This window comes from Pseudomonas sp. PGPPP1 (assembly GCF_002255865.1).
GTDB classification, from domain to species: Bacteria; Pseudomonadota; Gammaproteobacteria; order Pseudomonadales; family Pseudomonadaceae; genus Aquipseudomonas; species Aquipseudomonas cremoris.
Genome location: NZ_NKIG01000005.1, coordinates 211,157 through 225,020, shown reverse-complemented (window position 1 = coordinate 225,020; position 13,864 = coordinate 211,157). Strand labels below are relative to the sequence as shown.

The 13,864-nt window shown below is 57.1% G+C and carries 14 protein-coding genes; 8 read left to right on the top strand and 6 right to left on the bottom strand.

Annotated elements, in window-relative coordinates; genetic code table 11:
* Positions 1 to 496: 496 nt before the first annotated feature.
* Positions 497 to 1,591, bottom strand: coding sequence for an iron-sulfur cluster carrier protein ApbC (gene apbC / locus CFE47_RS09635; RefSeq protein ID WP_286836505.1), 1,095 nt, complete (start codon positions 1,589 to 1,591; stop codon positions 497 to 499).
* 162 nt (positions 1,592 to 1,753) lie between these two features.
* On the opposite strand from apbC, the gene metG reads away from it, so the two are divergent.
* From metG to CFE47_RS09615, 4 genes are all read left to right on the top strand, one after another.
* On the top strand, positions 1,754 to 3,805 hold the full coding sequence (metG, locus tag CFE47_RS09630) for a methionine--tRNA ligase (RefSeq protein ID WP_286836504.1): 2,052 nt from the start codon (positions 1,754 to 1,756) through the stop codon (positions 3,803 to 3,805).
* 114 nt (positions 3,806 to 3,919) lie between these two features.
* Entirely contained in the window at positions 3,920 to 5,083 is a 1,164-nt protein-coding gene (rsxB, locus tag CFE47_RS09625) for an electron transport complex subunit RsxB (protein WP_286836503.1), read from the top strand.
* Positions 5,084 to 5,190: 107 nt separating this feature from the next.
* Positions 5,191 to 5,829, top strand: coding sequence for an endonuclease III (gene nth / locus CFE47_RS09620; RefSeq protein WP_185707582.1), 639 nt, complete (start codon positions 5,191 to 5,193; stop codon positions 5,827 to 5,829).
* 107 nt (positions 5,830 to 5,936) lie between these two features.
* Complete coding sequence (locus tag CFE47_RS09615) at positions 5,937 to 6,119, top strand: PA3496 family putative envelope integrity protein (RefSeq protein ID WP_185707584.1); 183 nt, start codon at positions 5,937 to 5,939, stop codon at positions 6,117 to 6,119.
* An 84-nt stretch (positions 6,120 to 6,203) separates the two neighbouring features.
* On the opposite strand, the gene CFE47_RS09610 is transcribed toward CFE47_RS09615, so the two are convergent.
* The 3 genes from CFE47_RS09610 to CFE47_RS09600 all read right to left on the bottom strand — a co-directional run bounded on the left by CFE47_RS09610 (position 6,204) and on the right by CFE47_RS09600 (position 9,705).
* Positions 6,204 to 6,836: a response regulator transcription factor gene (locus tag CFE47_RS09610; protein ID WP_094064811.1), complete on the bottom strand. Its 633-nt coding sequence runs from the start codon at positions 6,834 to 6,836 to the stop codon at positions 6,204 to 6,206.
* A 613-nt stretch (positions 6,837 to 7,449) separates the two neighbouring features.
* A complete protein-coding gene (locus CFE47_RS09605) occupies positions 7,450 to 8,667 on the bottom strand; it encodes an argininosuccinate synthase (protein ID WP_038847848.1) in 1,218 nt (405 codons plus the stop codon).
* A 129-nt stretch (positions 8,668 to 8,796) separates the two neighbouring features.
* Complete coding sequence (locus CFE47_RS09600) at positions 8,797 to 9,705, bottom strand: flagellar protein MotY (protein ID WP_286836499.1); 909 nt, start codon at positions 9,703 to 9,705, stop codon at positions 8,797 to 8,799.
* 156 nt (positions 9,706 to 9,861) lie between these two features.
* Between CFE47_RS09600 and pyrC the strand changes: the two genes are divergently transcribed.
* Together pyrC and rnt are read left to right on the top strand one after the other, a co-directional pair.
* Entirely contained in the window at positions 9,862 to 10,908 is a 1,047-nt protein-coding gene (gene pyrC, locus CFE47_RS09595) for a dihydroorotase (protein WP_032891786.1), read from the top strand.
* Positions 10,905 to 11,576 (top strand): ribonuclease T, encoded by a 672-nt coding sequence (rnt, locus tag CFE47_RS09590; protein ID WP_010212742.1) that lies wholly within the window; start codon positions 10,905 to 10,907, stop codon positions 11,574 to 11,576. Before pyrC ends, rnt begins: the two co-directional genes overlap by 4 nt.
* 65 nt (positions 11,577 to 11,641) lie before the next feature.
* Here rnt and CFE47_RS09585 read toward each other — a convergent pair whose 3' ends face one another.
* Positions 11,642 to 12,244: a peroxiredoxin gene (locus CFE47_RS09585; protein WP_185707588.1), complete on the bottom strand. Its 603-nt coding sequence runs from the start codon at positions 12,242 to 12,244 to the stop codon at positions 11,642 to 11,644.
* A gap of 244 nt (positions 12,245 to 12,488) precedes the next feature.
* On the opposite strand from CFE47_RS09585, the gene CFE47_RS09580 reads away from it, so the two are divergent.
* Together CFE47_RS09580 and bfr are read left to right on the top strand one after the other, a co-directional pair.
* Positions 12,489 to 12,707 (top strand): bacterioferritin-associated ferredoxin, encoded by a 219-nt coding sequence (locus CFE47_RS09580; RefSeq protein WP_003208706.1) that lies wholly within the window; start codon positions 12,489 to 12,491, stop codon positions 12,705 to 12,707.
* Between the two features lie 201 nt (positions 12,708 to 12,908).
* Positions 12,909 to 13,379: a bacterioferritin gene (gene bfr / locus CFE47_RS09575; protein ID WP_185707590.1), complete on the top strand. Its 471-nt coding sequence runs from the start codon at positions 12,909 to 12,911 to the stop codon at positions 13,377 to 13,379.
* A 69-nt stretch (positions 13,380 to 13,448) separates the two neighbouring features.
* On the opposite strand, the gene grxD is transcribed toward bfr, so the two are convergent.
* Positions 13,449 to 13,787: a Grx4 family monothiol glutaredoxin gene (gene grxD, locus CFE47_RS09570; RefSeq protein WP_016970749.1), complete on the bottom strand. Its 339-nt coding sequence runs from the start codon at positions 13,785 to 13,787 to the stop codon at positions 13,449 to 13,451.
* Positions 13,788 to 13,864 lie beyond the last annotated feature (77 nt).

The following is a 13,864-nucleotide window of genomic DNA, read 5'->3' as shown; positions in this document are numbered from 1 at the left end:
TCGACCTGGTCGACGACGGACAATTTAAAGGTCAGCGAGTAATCACGCTGACTGCGCCTTTTTCCTGCATTCATTACGCCCTCCTGAGATTGGGTCAGAAGGTGTAAACCTTATTCAGGACGAGACACGGGCAAAAAAAAGGGGCGGTTTGACCCGCCCACATTTTTTCCCTAGTCCCTGTATTCCTTTTCATCATCCTGATGAATCGCTTCCTGCGACGTTCCTTCAAACCATCGTTCCTTGATGGCTGTGTCAATCCGTGGACACAGGGCTGATCTTAAAGAGTTCCAAAAGAAGTTCAACGGGATGCAACTTAAGAACTGACAGCCTAGCGGACAAGAACGACGATAAATATTTGTTATATTTCAAATGGATAGAAAAATCTCTCGTTCTTTCGAGCCGCTCTTGTCGGCCGAAAAAACCATTCACTTACGAAAAAGTAAGCGAATGCTTACACCAGCAATTGCGTAAAAGCGTAACAAGCACCTTTTCTCACTCAGTCGTCGCTGACAGTTATCGTCGGCATGGCTGGCGCCGCGGCTTCCTGCAGGACAATACGCGCCCCCACATGGCGGGCCAGTTCCTGGTAGATCATGGCGATCTGGCTGTCCGGCTCGGCGACCACGGTAGGTTTGCCGCCGTCGGCCTGCTCGCGGATCAGCATTGACAGCGGCAACGAGGCCAGCAGTTCAACACCGTATTGGGTCGCGAGCTTCTCACCGCCGCCTTCGCCGAACAGATGCTCTGCATGGCCGCAATTGGAGCAGATGTGCACCGCCATGTTTTCCACGACGCCCAGTACCGGAATATTGACCTTGCGGAACATCTCGACGCCTTTCTTGGCGTCGAGCAGCGCCAGGTCCTGGGGCGTGGTGACGATCACCGAACCGGCCACCGGGACTTTCTGCGCCAAGGTCAATTGGATATCGCCGGTGCCGGGTGGCATATCGATCACCAGGTAGTCCAGGTCGCCCCAGGCCGTCTGAGTGACCAGTTGCAACAAGGCACCGGAGACCATAGGCCCGCGCCAGACCATCGGGGTGTTGTCGTCGGTCAGGAAAGCCATCGACATGACTTCCACACCCAGGGACTCGATCGGCACAAACCATTTCTGGTCCTTGACCTTCGGTCGTGTGCCTTCGGCGATACCGAACATCACGCCCTGGCTCGGGCCGTAGATATCGGCGTCGAGAATGCCGACGCGCGCGCCTTCACGCGCCAACGCCAAGGCCAGGTTGGCCGCAGTGGTGGATTTGCCCACGCCGCCTTTGCCGGACGCCACGGCGACCACGTTCTTGACGTTGGCCAGGCCAGGGATCTGCGCCTGGGCCTTGTGCGGAGCAATCACGCACTGAATGTCGACCTTGGCCGAGCGCACGCCGTCCAGACCTTCAATGGCCATTTGCAGCATTTGCGCCCAACCGCTCTTGAACAGGCCTGCGGCATAGCCCAGTTCCAGCTGGACCGAGACCTGGTCGCCCTGAACCTCGATGGTACGTACACAGCCGGCACTGACCGGGTCCTGGTTCAAATAGGGGTCGGTGTACTGGCGAAGAACGGCTTCCACCGCTGCGCGATTGACGGCGCTCATGGGCTACTCCCGAAAAAAGACTGACTGAAACAGGCGGCTATCCTAACCGTTCCGGCCGCCCAGCGGCATGCTTTGAAGAAGCGGAAACCTCGCGACGGGGTGAAATATATTTCCCGGCGCTTTATAGTGGCCGACCTCCGTTTCATCAAGTAGCCGAGCCCCATGTCCGAGCCACGCAAGATCCTCGTCACCAGCGCCCTGCCCTATGCCAATGGTTCCATCCATCTTGGCCATATGCTTGAGTACATCCAGACCGATATGTGGGTGCGCTTCCAGAAGCATCGCGGCAATCAATGCATCTATGTCTGCGCGGACGACGCCCATGGTTCGGCCATCATGTTGCGCGCCGAAAAGGAAGGCATCACCCCGGAACAACTGATCGCCAACGTGCAGGCTGAACACAGCGCCGACTTTGCCGAGTTCCTGGTGGATTTCGACAATTTCCACTCGACCCACTCCGAGGAAAACCGCGAGTTGTCGAGCCAGATCTACCTGCGTCTAAAGGAAGCTGGGCACATCGACCAGCGTTCGGTGACCCAGTATTTCGACCCGGAAAAGAAAATGTTCCTGGCCGACCGCTTCATCAAGGGCACCTGCCCCAAATGCGGCACCGAAGACCAGTACGGCGACAACTGCGAGAAATGCGGTGCGACCTACGCACCGACTGAATTGAAGAATCCGAAGTCGGCGATCTCTGGCGCTACCCCGGTGCTCAAGGATTCCCAGCACTTCTTCTTCAAGCTGCCGGACTTCCAGCAGATGCTGCAAGCCTGGACCCGCAGCGGCACCCTGCAGGACGCCGTGGCCAACAAGCTCGCCGAATGGCTCGACAGCGGCCTGCAACAGTGGGACATCTCCCGCGATGCGCCGTACTTCGGCTTCGAGATTCCGGGCGAGCCGGGCAAGTATTTCTATGTGTGGCTGGATGCGCCAATCGGCTACATGGCCAGCTTCAAGAACCTGTGCGATCGCACGCCGGAGCTGGACTTCGACGCGTTCTGGAACAAGGATTCTACCGCCGAGCTGTACCACTTCATCGGCAAGGACATCGTCAACTTCCACGCCCTGTTCTGGCCGGCGATGCTCGAAGGCTCGGGCTACCGCAAGCCGACCGGCATCGCAGTGCACGGCTACTTGACTGTCAACGGCCAGAAGATGTCCAAGTCCCGTGGCACCTTTATCAAGGCGCGCACCTACCTGGACCACCTGTCGCCGGAATACCTGCGCTACTACTACGCCTCCAAGCTGGGCCGTGGCGTCGATGACCTGGACCTGAACCTGGAAGACTTCGTACAGAAGGTCAACTCAGACCTGGTGGGTAAAGTCGTCAACATCGCCAGCCGTTGCGCCGGGTTTATCCAGAAGGGTAACGCCGGCCTGCTGGTGGCAGAGAATGCCGCGCCGGAATTGACGGACGCGTTCCTGGCCGCTGCGCCAAGCATCGCCGATGCCTACGAGGCCCGCGACTTTGCACGCGCCATGCGTGAAATCATGGGCCTGGCAGACCGCGCCAACGCCTGGATCGCCGACAAGGCACCGTGGTCGCTGAACAAACAGGAAGGCAAGCAGGCGGAAGTCCAGGCGATCTGCGCCACGGGCGTCAACCTGTTCCGTCAGTTGGTGATCTTCCTCAAGCCAGTGCTGCCGTTGTTGACCGCCGATGCGGAAGCGTTCCTCAACGTCGCACCGCTGACCTGGAAAGACCACGCCACCCTGCTGAGCAACCATCAGCTGAACGAGTTCAAGCCGCTGATGACCCGCATCGACCCGGTGAAAGTCCAGGCCATGACCGATGCTTCGAAAGAAGACCTGGTCGCCAGCCAGACCGACACGGGCGAATCGGCGCCTGCCGGTAACGGTGAGTTGGCCAAGGACCCGCTGTCGCCGGAAATCGAGTTCGACGCGTTCGCTGCCGTCGACCTGCGTGTGGCACTGATCATCAAGGCCGAAGCCGTAGAAGGTGCCGACAAGCTGCTGCGCCTGACACTGGACATCGGTGACGAGCAACGCAACGTGTTTTCGGGCATCAAGAGCGCCTACCCGGACCCGTCCAAGCTCGATGGCCGCCTGACCATGATGATCGCCAACCTCAAGCCTCGGAAAATGAAGTTCGGCATCTCCGAAGGTATGGTGATGGCAGCCGGCCCTGGCGGCGAAGAGATCTACCTGCTGAGCCCTGACAGCGGCGCGAAGCCGGGTCAACGCATCAAGTAAGCCCGCAAAACAGCCCTGTCGTTTCGGCGACAGGGCTTTTTCAGCTAGTCCCCCCTTCTCGCTTGTCGGATAATCAGCCTCTGTTTGTTTAACCGGCATGCCAATGATCACTGCATGAACCTCATTCAACGTATCGACGCACTGTTGCCGCAGACCCAATGCGGCAAGTGCGGGCACCCGGGCTGCAAGCCTTACGCCGAGGGCATTGCTCAAGGCGAAGCAATCAATAAGTGCCCGCCCGGTGGGCAGGAAACCATTGCTGGGCTCGCGCAGTTATTAAGCGTTCCCGTGATGGAACTGGACACCACGCGTGGCGAGACCCCTGCGCAAATTGCCTATATCCGTGAAGCTGAGTGCATCGGTTGCACCAAATGTATCCAGGCGTGCCCGGTGGATGCGATTGTCGGTGCCGCCAAAGTGATGCATACCGTGATCATTGATGAATGCACCGGCTGTGACCTGTGTGTGGCGCCCTGCCCCGTCGATTGCATCGAGATGCGCCCGCTGGCAACAGTGCTGCCCATCGTGGGCGGTCTGGCAAACACTGATATCGAGCGTAGTGAGCGTGCCCTCAAGCGCGATCGTGCTCGGCGCCGATTTGAGCAACGCAACGCACGTCTGCACCGCGAAGAAGAACTCAAGCTCGCAGAACGCCTGGCCCGCGCCAAGCGCTCAGCGCCCGTTGATGCAACTGCGGAAAATACCCTTCAAGCCGCTAATGATGCGGCGATCAAGAAGGCCAAGATCAGCGTTGCAATGAGCCGTGCGCAGTTGCTCAAGTCCTTGAAGGCATTCGGTCATCCGCCGACCTTTGAACAGCAATCGCAGCTGATCGTCCTGCAAAACCAATTCGAAGTCGCAGAGCAAGCGCTCGCGGCACTGCAAGCAAGTAGCCCACCGCCCGCACCGCCAGCCAAAGACCCTGAACTCAAGCGCGCAAAAATCCAACTGGCCTTGCGCCGCGCCGAACTGAAAAAGGCCCAGGACCAGAATGCGGACCCGCAGCAACTGGCAACATTGAGCGCTGCGCTGGCCGCTGCTGATCAGGCCCTGCATACCGCCGAAGCGATATCCGAACAACCTCTGCCGGATTTGCAGCGCCTACAAAAGCGGCCCATCGACAGCCAACTGCGCCAACTAAAAACTGCCTTGGCCTACGCCCGTGCCGATCTCAGCAAGCTGCAACGTCAGCCAGAAGCCAGCATGGATGAACTAAACGCCGCTCAACACAAACTGGAAGAAGCACAGCGCCAGGTAGATGCCCATGGTGGTGGGTAACCGGTAGCTTGTAACGTGCCACTGACGACACCATATTGATAGCGTCCGGGTTTATCCTGCTCCCGCTCTGACATTCCGCTGACCGCCTGCAAGGAATCATCAGCCCCATGAACGCCGCAAAACGCCTGGAAATTTTCCGCAGGCTTCACGAAGACAATCCCGAACCCAAGACGGAACTGGCCTACTCCTCGCCGTTTGAGTTGCTGATTGCGGTGATTCTGTCGGCCCAGTCCACGGACGTTGGCGTGAACAAGGCCACGGCCAAACTGTATCCGGTAGCCAATACACCTGAAGCCATCTATGCCCTCGGCGTGGAAGGCTTGTCTGAATACATCAAGACCATCGGTTTATATAACAGCAAGGCCAAGAACGTTATCGAGACCTGCCGCCTCCTGGTAGAACTGCATGGCAGCGAGGTACCGCAAACCCGCGAAGCACTGGAGGCCCTGCCGGGTGTAGGTCGTAAAACCGCGAACGTGGTATTGAACACCGCTTTTCGCCAACTGACGATGGCCGTGGACACTCATATCTTTCGGGTAAGCAATCGCACCGGCATTGCCCGCGGGAAGAACGTGGTGGAAGTGGAAAAGCAGCTGATGAAATTTGTACCCAAGCCGTATCTGCTCGACTCCCATCACTGGCTGATCCTTCACGGACGCTACGTTTGCCAGGCGCGCAAGCCGCGCTGCGGGAGCTGTCGCATCGAAGACCTGTGCGAATTCAAGGAGAAGACTTCTGACGATTGAAGGATCATTGGTTTTCTCGATCAGCCGATTGAAAAAATCTTTTTTACCCTTTCATGGATTATCGTTATAAGGAGCGCCAACGGCAGTCTTAGCCCGGAGTGAACCTTATGAGCACTGGCAAAGAACAACTGGAAGTGGAAGACGAGCTCGTTGAGTCGGATGACGATGGAGCAGAAGCACCTGTGGCAGAAGTGGCCAAGACCAATCTGAGCAAACGCCGCACTATCGACAATCTTCTGGAAGAGCGACGCTTGCAAAAACAACTGGCCGATTACGACTTCGACCTCTGAGCGAGCAGTCGACGACCGGAAGCCTCCCTGACGGAGGCTTTTTTTCGCCGATGGCCCAGGCTAAAACGTGTTGCAACTCCTCAGCTATACCAGGCCGTTACGCTGAGCCAGCTCGATCAGGTCCACCAGTGAGCGAGCGTTGAGCTTGAGCAGCAGGCGCGTTTTATAGGTACTGACCGTCTTGTTGCTGAGAAACATGCCATCTGCAATTTCCTTGTTGGTCTTGCCCCGGGCCAGTTGCTGCAACACCATCATTTCCCGGCCCGACAGACGCTCGACCATGTCGGCCTCGCTGGCATTGCCCATTGTGGAACGCACCGAATTGAGCGCCTGGTTCGGGAAATAGCTGTAGCCCGACAGAACCGCCTTGATCGCGCTCAATAACTCAGTCAGGTCCTGCTGCTTGCACACGTACCCAGCTGCCCCCGCCTGCATGCAGCGCATGGAAAAATGGCCTGGGGCCTGAGACGTCAGCACCAGCACCTTGAATGGCGTCGGCTGTTTGGTGGAAGACAGCCGGCAAATAACTTCCAGGCCATCGAGTTTAGGAATTCCAATATCCAGAATGACAATGTCCGGCATATGCTCCCGCGCAAGTTGCAAGGCATCGACACCGTTATCAGTCTCGGCAACGACCTCATAACCATGACGCTCCATTAGCATACGCACAGCAAGACGAATGACGGGATGATCATCCACGATCAGCACTTTATTCATGAGAAAGTCCAATTTCGCTGTTCGAATTATTTAGAGCAAGCACAATAGCCTAGTCGTTTCCTAGTTGGCATAGCATTCCCCCCCGAGCAACAGCAGGCAGAGACCCAACCCACAACGATAAAGGAAACGCCCTACAAAAAACTGCAAGCTTAGATGTATCCAGTTTTATGGAGCCTTTCAGACCTTTCCCGTGCCATACATATTTAGAGTCAAATCTGCCGGAGATTTGGGGGGAATGGTAAATGTGCCGCACACGACTTTCAGGAAATGCCCCTTGCCTTACCACTGAGGTCAAACAAGCAAGCCGAAAAAATTCTGCTGTTTCAGTTCCATTAAACATATTTTTTTACACCCTTATTTCCTACAGAATTTTCGGCAACTTACAGAGCCGCCGCACTTTCATGAGTGAATTTTCTGTAAGACTAGTTCCCAATCAGATGTAAAACTTTCATTCACAGCCTCAAAATACCCCCACCGATAAATCCGCACGTTTAAAACAATCAAACATTGCCTGTACGCACGTTTAAAAACTTAAACATGAGCATCTCATTAAATCCACAGGCAAAAAAAATGGCCCCTTAACAGGGGCCATTTTTCACAACAGGCAAAACACTCAGAACAACGAGCGACCTTTGTTTGCAGCAATACGCATACGCAATGCGTTCAACTTGATAAAGCCTGCCGCGTCCGCCTGGTTGTAGGCGCCGCCATCTTCTTCGAAGGTGGCGATATTGGCGTCGAACAGTGACTCGTCGGATTTGCGACCGGTCACGATCACGTTGCCCTTGTACAGCTTCAGGCGCACGACGCCGTTCACGTGGGCCTGGGAGGCATCGATCATCTGTTGCAGCATCAGACGCTCAGGGCTCCACCAGTAGCCGGTGTAGATCAGGCTGGCGTACTTGGGCATCAACTCGTCTTTGAGGTGAGCCACTTCGCGGTCCAGGGTGATGGACTCGATCGCGCGGTGAGCGCGCAGCATGATGGTGCCACCTGGGGTTTCATAGCAGCCACGGGACTTCATGCCCACGTAGCGGTTCTCGACGATGTCGAGGCGGCCGATGCCGTGTTCGCCACCGATACGGTTCAGGGTCGCCAGCACGGTGGCCGGGGTCATTTCGACGCCGTCCAGCGCGACGATGTCGCCGTTGCGGTAGGTCAGTTCCAGGTACTGCGGCTTGTCAGGAGCGTTCTCCGGGGAGACGGTCCATTTCCACATGTCTTCTTCGTGCTCGGTCCAGGTGTCTTCCAGCACACCGCCTTCATAGGAGATATGCAGCAGGTTGGCGTCCATCGAGTACGGGGACTTCTTCTTGCCGTGACGCTCGATCGGGATTGCGTGCTTTTCAGCGTAATCCATCAGCTTTTCACGGGACAACAGGTCCCATTCACGCCAAGGGGCAATCACTTTCACACCTGGCTTGAGGGCGTAGGCGCCCAGCTCGAAACGTACCTGGTCGTTACCCTTGCCGGTGGCGCCATGGGAAATAGCGTCAGCGCCGGTTTCGTTGGCGATTTCAATCAGGCGTTTGGCGATCAGCGGGCGTGCGATGGAGGTACCCAGCAGGTACTCGCCTTCGTAGACAGTGTTGGCGCGAAACATCGGGAAAACGAAATCGCGGACGAACTCTTCGCGCAGGTCGTCAATGTAGATCTCTTTCACGCCCATGGCTTGCGCCTTGGCACGTGCAGGTTCGACCTCTTCGCCCTGACCCAGGTCAGCGGTGAAGGTCACCACTTCACAGTTATAAGTATCCTGCAGCCACTTGAGGATCACCGAAGTGTCCAGGCCGCCGGAATACGCGAGAACGACCTTGTTTACGTCGGCCATGCCATCACTCCACGGGGTTGTACGGAAAGCCGTCGATTCTACCGACCAAAACCGTGAAATTACAGGGGCGCGACAGCAAATGAAGATAAAGCGACAGATTATGTCGAGCGGGCGACCGATGGTCGCACCCTACGAGGTAGCGGCCGGGTTGCTCGGTGCAGCGGCCTGGGGCGCCGGTTTCTCGGGGGTTGCCACCCGCTCCAGCTGAATATTGACCCGGCGGTTGCGCGCCCGATTGGCGGCATTGGTATTAGGCGCCAGCGGATAGCTTTCACCGTGGAAACGCATGGTGATCTGCGATTCCTGGATACCGTTGGCCTTGAAGTAATCCATCACCGCGAGCGCGCGGCGACGTGACACGTCGCGGTTGGTCAGGCGGTTACCACTGTTGTCCGAGTGGCCATTGAGCTCGATATGGTTAACCGTGGGATCGGCTTTCATATAGGCCAGAATCACCGACAGTTTCTTCTTGGCTGCGGCATCCAGCTCGATGCCACCGCCTGGAAACCCGACCTCTGTCTGCTTGACCTGATCGTAATTCATCGGCAGCAGCTTGGTAGTGCACAGCTGATAGTCGTTGTAGGCCTTGTTGAACTTGACCGGCAACAGGCGGATTTCCGAGTAACCGCCCTCCCGTCCGTAGTGCCGCACAGTAGGGCTGCGTCCTTCCAACAGGCCATTGAACAGGCGACCTGCCTGCGCCTGGGAGCTGTTGAACAACACATCGCCACTGCCCGCACGTACCGCACCGAGATTGATATCGCCTCGCCCTGGCTGCCAAGGTGCAGCGGCGGCCAACAGCGTTGCGGAACCGGCGCCCAGCGAGCCGCTATAGGCTTTCAGACGAAATGTTGCCTGCTCGCCGGCCCGGCGCACGAACTCACCCGAGCCGAAATCGGTAATCGGCTGGGTCAGGCGGCACTCGAACTGGTCACCTTCTACCTTCCACTCAATATTCTCCAGACGCGTCTGGAACGTGAGGGCCATCGCAGGCAGGCTGGCGAACACACTGAGCAGGGCTAGATATTGCTGGCGCACGGGAGGCTCCACTGGTTTCTACAACACTTCAAAGCGTCATACATCGATAAGGCATACGAAAGGCTATCGGATGCATCCTGCAAAACTTGATAGCGAGTGCCTGCAAGAGTCTTTTCCGGTAGCATTCCCACCAGATTGACCCGCCTGGAATCCCCAATGTCCGACCGCCTGACCCTGCTGCGTCCCGACGACTGGCATATTCATCTTCGCGATGGTGCTGCGTTGCCCCAAACCGTGGCCGATGTTGCGCGCACGTTTGGCCGCGCCATCATCATGCCTAACCTGGTACCACCGGTGCGTAACGCCGCTGAAGCCGACGCCTATCGCCAGCGTATCCTCGCTGCGCGGCCGGCCGGCAGCCGCTTCGAACCGTTGATGGTGCTCTACCTCACCGACCGCACCCAGCCCGAAGAAATTCGTGAAGCCAAGGCCAGCGGCTACGTGCACGCCGCCAAGCTGTACCCGGCGGGCGCGACCACCAACTCCGATTCCGGCGTGACCAGTATCGACAAGATCCTGCCGGCCATCGAAGCCATGGCCGAAGTCGGCATGCCACTGCTGATCCACGGTGAAGTCACCCGTGGCGACGTGGACGTGTTCGACCGTGAGAAGATCTTCATCGACGAGCATATGCGCCGTGTGGTCGAGCTGTTCCCGACCCTCAAGGTGGTGTTCGAACACATCACCACGGCCGATGCCGTGCAGTTCGTCACCGAGGCCTCGGCCAATGTCGGCGCGACCATCACCGCTCATCACCTGCTGTACAACCGCAACCACATGCTGGTGGGCGGGATTCGGCCGCACTTCTATTGCCTGCCGATCCTCAAGCGCAACACCCACCAGGTGGCCCTGCTGGATGCTGCCACCAGTGGCAACCCGAAGTTCTTCCTCGGCACCGACTCGGCGCCCCACGCCCAGCATGCCAAGGAAGCAGCATGTGGTTGTGCCGGTTGCTACACCGCCTACGCGGCGATCGAGCTGTACGCTGAAGCGTTCGAACAACGTAACGCCCTGGACAAGCTCGAAGGTTTCGCCAGCCTCAACGGCCCGCGTTTCTACGGCCTGCCGGCGAATACCGACCGCATCACCCTGGTTCGTGAAGACTGGACCGCCCCTGCCAGCCTGCCGTTCGGCGAGCTGACTGTCATCCCGCTGCGCGCCGGTGAAACACTGCGCTGGCGCCTGCTGGAGGAAAGCAAGTGAGTGAAGACCATTACGACGACGAACACGAGCACAGTGGTGGCGGTTCCCGCCATCCGATGGCCGAGCGGTTTCGCGGCTATCTGCCGGTTGTCATCGACGTAGAAACCGGTGGCTTCAATTGCGCCACCGACGCACTGCTGGAAATCGCCGCAACCACCATCGGCATGGATGAGCAGGGTTTTGTGTTCCCGGAGCACACCCACTTCTTTCGCGTCGAACCGTTTGAAGGTGCCAACATCGAAGCGGCAGCGCTGGAGTTCACCGGGATCAAGCTTGATCACCCATTGCGTATGGCGGTGAGTGAAGAAGCGGCGCTGACGGATATCTTCCGTGGCGTACGCAAGGCGTTGAAGGCCAATGGCTGCAAACGCGCGATCCTGGTGGGCCACAACAGCAGCTTCGACCTGGGCTTCCTGAATGCCGCCGTGGCGCGCTTGGACATGAAACGCAACCCGTTTCACCCGTTCTCCAGCTTCGACACCGCCACCCTCGCAGGCCTGGCGTATGGCCAGACGGTACTGGCCAAGGCCTGCCAAGCGGCGGGTATCGACTTTGATGGCCGTGAGGCCCACTCGGCTCGCTACGACACCGAAAAGACGGCTGAGCTGTTCTGCGGCATCGTCAACCGCTGGAAAGACATGGGCGGCTGGGAAGACTTCAACGACTGAGATCGTTTCCCGCTCATAAAAAAACCGGCCTTCTCAGGCCGGTTTTTTTGTACCGCGAATCTGGCTTACAGCTTGCCAGCGTTCTCGGTCAGGTAAGCTGCAACGCCTTCTGGCGAAGCGTTCATGCCTTTGTCGCCTTTTTTCCAGTTGGCCGGGCAAACTTCGCCGTGCTCTTCGTGGAATTGCAGGGCGTCAACCAGGCGGATCAGCTCTTCCATGTTACGGCCCAGTGGCAGGTCGTTAACGATCTGGGAGCGAACAACGCCTTTGTCGTCGATCAGGAATGCGCCACGGAACGCCACGCCGCCTTCAGACTCAACGTCGTAGGCCTTGGCGATGTCGTGCTTCAGGTCGGCAGCCATGGTGTATTTGACTTTGCCGATGCCGCCATCATTGATGGCAGTGTTGCGCCAGGCGTTGTGGGTGAAATGGGAGTCGATGGAAACGGCAACCACTTCAACGTTACGCGCCTTGAAATCGTCCATGCGGTGGTCCAGGGCGATCAGCTCCGAAGGGCAGACGAAGGTGAAGTCCAGCGGGTAAAAGAACACCAGGCCGTATTTGCCTTTGATGGCTTCAGACAGTTTGAAGCTGTCTACGATTTCGCCATTGCCGAGAACGGCAGGTACGTCGAAATCCGGGGCTTGTTTGCCGACGAGTACGCTCATTGGGTATCTCCTGATGTAAGGGTGACGATTGAAGTAAAAGGACCGCTTCCAAGTCTGCCGTGTATAAGCGACAGCCCTGTGACGCGGTCACGCTTCGTGAAGACCGACCATCATACACTGAAAAAACCGTTCGTCAGTGAGGGCGCGGTGCCAGCGAATACCCTACGATTCTACTTTGACAATCATTCTCGTTAACATTAAGATCCAACGCACTTAAGCCTTAAACCCGCGACGGTTCTCCCCTATGTATGTGTGCCTCTGTACTGGCGTCACCGACGGACAAATCCGCGAAGCAATCTATGAAGGTTGCTGCAGCTACAAGGAAGTGCGTGAAACCACCGGCGTTGCCAGCCAGTGCGGTAAATGTGCTTGCCTGGCCAAGCAAGTGGTACGGGAAACCCTGACGCAGCTGCAAACAGCCCAGGCCGCGATCCCCTACTCAGCAGAATTTACACACGCTTAATATGGCGTGTTTTAAAGAACCGGACTTAGTGTCCGGTTTTTTTATGCCCACAATTCAATTAGTTAGCGTCAAGACGCGGAACACAAACATTCTTATTCCGATTAATTTTCATTTATTATTCAATAACTTAGGTTTGACACTAGGGTTTTCGCCGCTCAAACTCCGCCCTATACACAGCTATTACAGGGCAGGACCCCAGTCATGAAAGGCGACATCTCAGTCATCCAGCAACTCAACAAAATCCTTGCCAATGAACTGGTCGCGATCAATCAGTACTTTCTGCATGCGCGCATGTACGACGATTGGGGCCTGGAAAAGCTGGGCAAACGTGAATACAAAGAATCCATCAAGGCCATGAAGGACGCCGACGCGCTGATCAAGCGCATCCTGTTCCTGGAAGGCCTGCCAAACGTACAGGACCTGGGCAAGCTGAACATCGGCGAACATACCCAGGAAATGATCAGCAGCGACCTGAAGTTCGAGCAGAAAAGCCATAGCGACCTCAAGGCCGCCATTGCTCACGCCGAGACCAAGGGTGACTTCGGCAGTCGTGAACTGTTGGAAGACATTCTGGAAGACCAGGAAGAACACATCGACTGGCTGGAAACCCAATTGGGCCTGATCGACAAAGTCAGCCTGGAAAACTACCTGCAATCGCAGATGGGCGAATAACGCTCGCGCACGCAGGCATAAAAAAGCCCCGCTCTCTTTCGAGAAGCGGGGCTTTTTATTGCAGACGGATCAAGCGTCAGTCTTGGCTGCCGCGTTTGCCGCTGCTTCTTTGATCAGCGTTTGCAGCGAGCCATCGGCCGCCATCTCAACGATGATGTCGCTACCGCCGACCAGTTCACCGGCCACCCACAGTTGTGGGAAGGTTGGCCAGTTGGCGTACTTCGGCAGGTTGGCGCGGATTTCAGGGTTTTGCAGGATATCCACGTAAGCGAATTTCTCGCCGCACGCCATGATGGCCTGGGAAGCTTTCGCGGAGAAACCGCACTGAGGAGCGTTAGGTGCGCCCTTCATGTAAAGCAGAATGGTGTTGTTGGCAATCTGCTCTTTGATCGTTTCGATGATATCCATGGTAACACCTCGGCTGGAACTTTGCGACTCACAGGTCGGCACGGTGGCGCATTGTAACGCAAAATTCCAGCGTGGTG

What these genes read in the sequence shown, in the direction of transcription:
- CFE47_RS09585 (WP_185707588.1), bottom strand. Translation starts at nt 12,244, where the DNA reads ATGAGCGTACTCGTCGGCAAACAAGCCCCGGATTTCGACGTACCTGCC.
- grxD (WP_016970749.1), bottom strand. Translation starts at nt 13,787, where the DNA reads ATGGATATCATCGAAACGATCAAAGAGCAGATTGCCAACAACACCATT.
- nth (WP_185707582.1), top strand. Translation starts at nt 5,191, where the DNA reads ATGAACGCCGCAAAACGCCTGGAAATTTTCCGCAGGCTTCACGAAGAC.
- CFE47_RS09610 (WP_094064811.1), bottom strand. Translation starts at nt 6,836, where the DNA reads ATGAATAAAGTGCTGATCGTGGATGATCATCCCGTCATTCGTCTTGCT.
- metG (WP_286836504.1), top strand. Translation starts at nt 1,754, where the DNA reads ATGTCCGAGCCACGCAAGATCCTCGTCACCAGCGCCCTGCCCTATGCC.
- CFE47_RS09615 (WP_185707584.1), top strand. Translation starts at nt 5,937, where the DNA reads ATGAGCACTGGCAAAGAACAACTGGAAGTGGAAGACGAGCTCGTTGAG.
- CFE47_RS09580 (WP_003208706.1), top strand. Translation starts at nt 12,489, where the DNA reads ATGTATGTGTGCCTCTGTACTGGCGTCACCGACGGACAAATCCGCGAA.
- CFE47_RS09605 (WP_038847848.1), bottom strand. Translation starts at nt 8,667, where the DNA reads ATGGCCGACGTAAACAAGGTCGTTCTCGCGTATTCCGGCGGCCTGGAC.
- rsxB (WP_286836503.1), top strand. Translation starts at nt 3,920, where the DNA reads ATGAACCTCATTCAACGTATCGACGCACTGTTGCCGCAGACCCAATGC.
- pyrC (WP_032891786.1), top strand. Translation starts at nt 9,862, where the DNA reads ATGTCCGACCGCCTGACCCTGCTGCGTCCCGACGACTGGCATATTCAT.
- apbC (WP_286836505.1), bottom strand. Translation starts at nt 1,591, where the DNA reads ATGAGCGCCGTCAATCGCGCAGCGGTGGAAGCCGTTCTTCGCCAGTAC.
- bfr (WP_185707590.1), top strand. Translation starts at nt 12,909, where the DNA reads ATGAAAGGCGACATCTCAGTCATCCAGCAACTCAACAAAATCCTTGCC.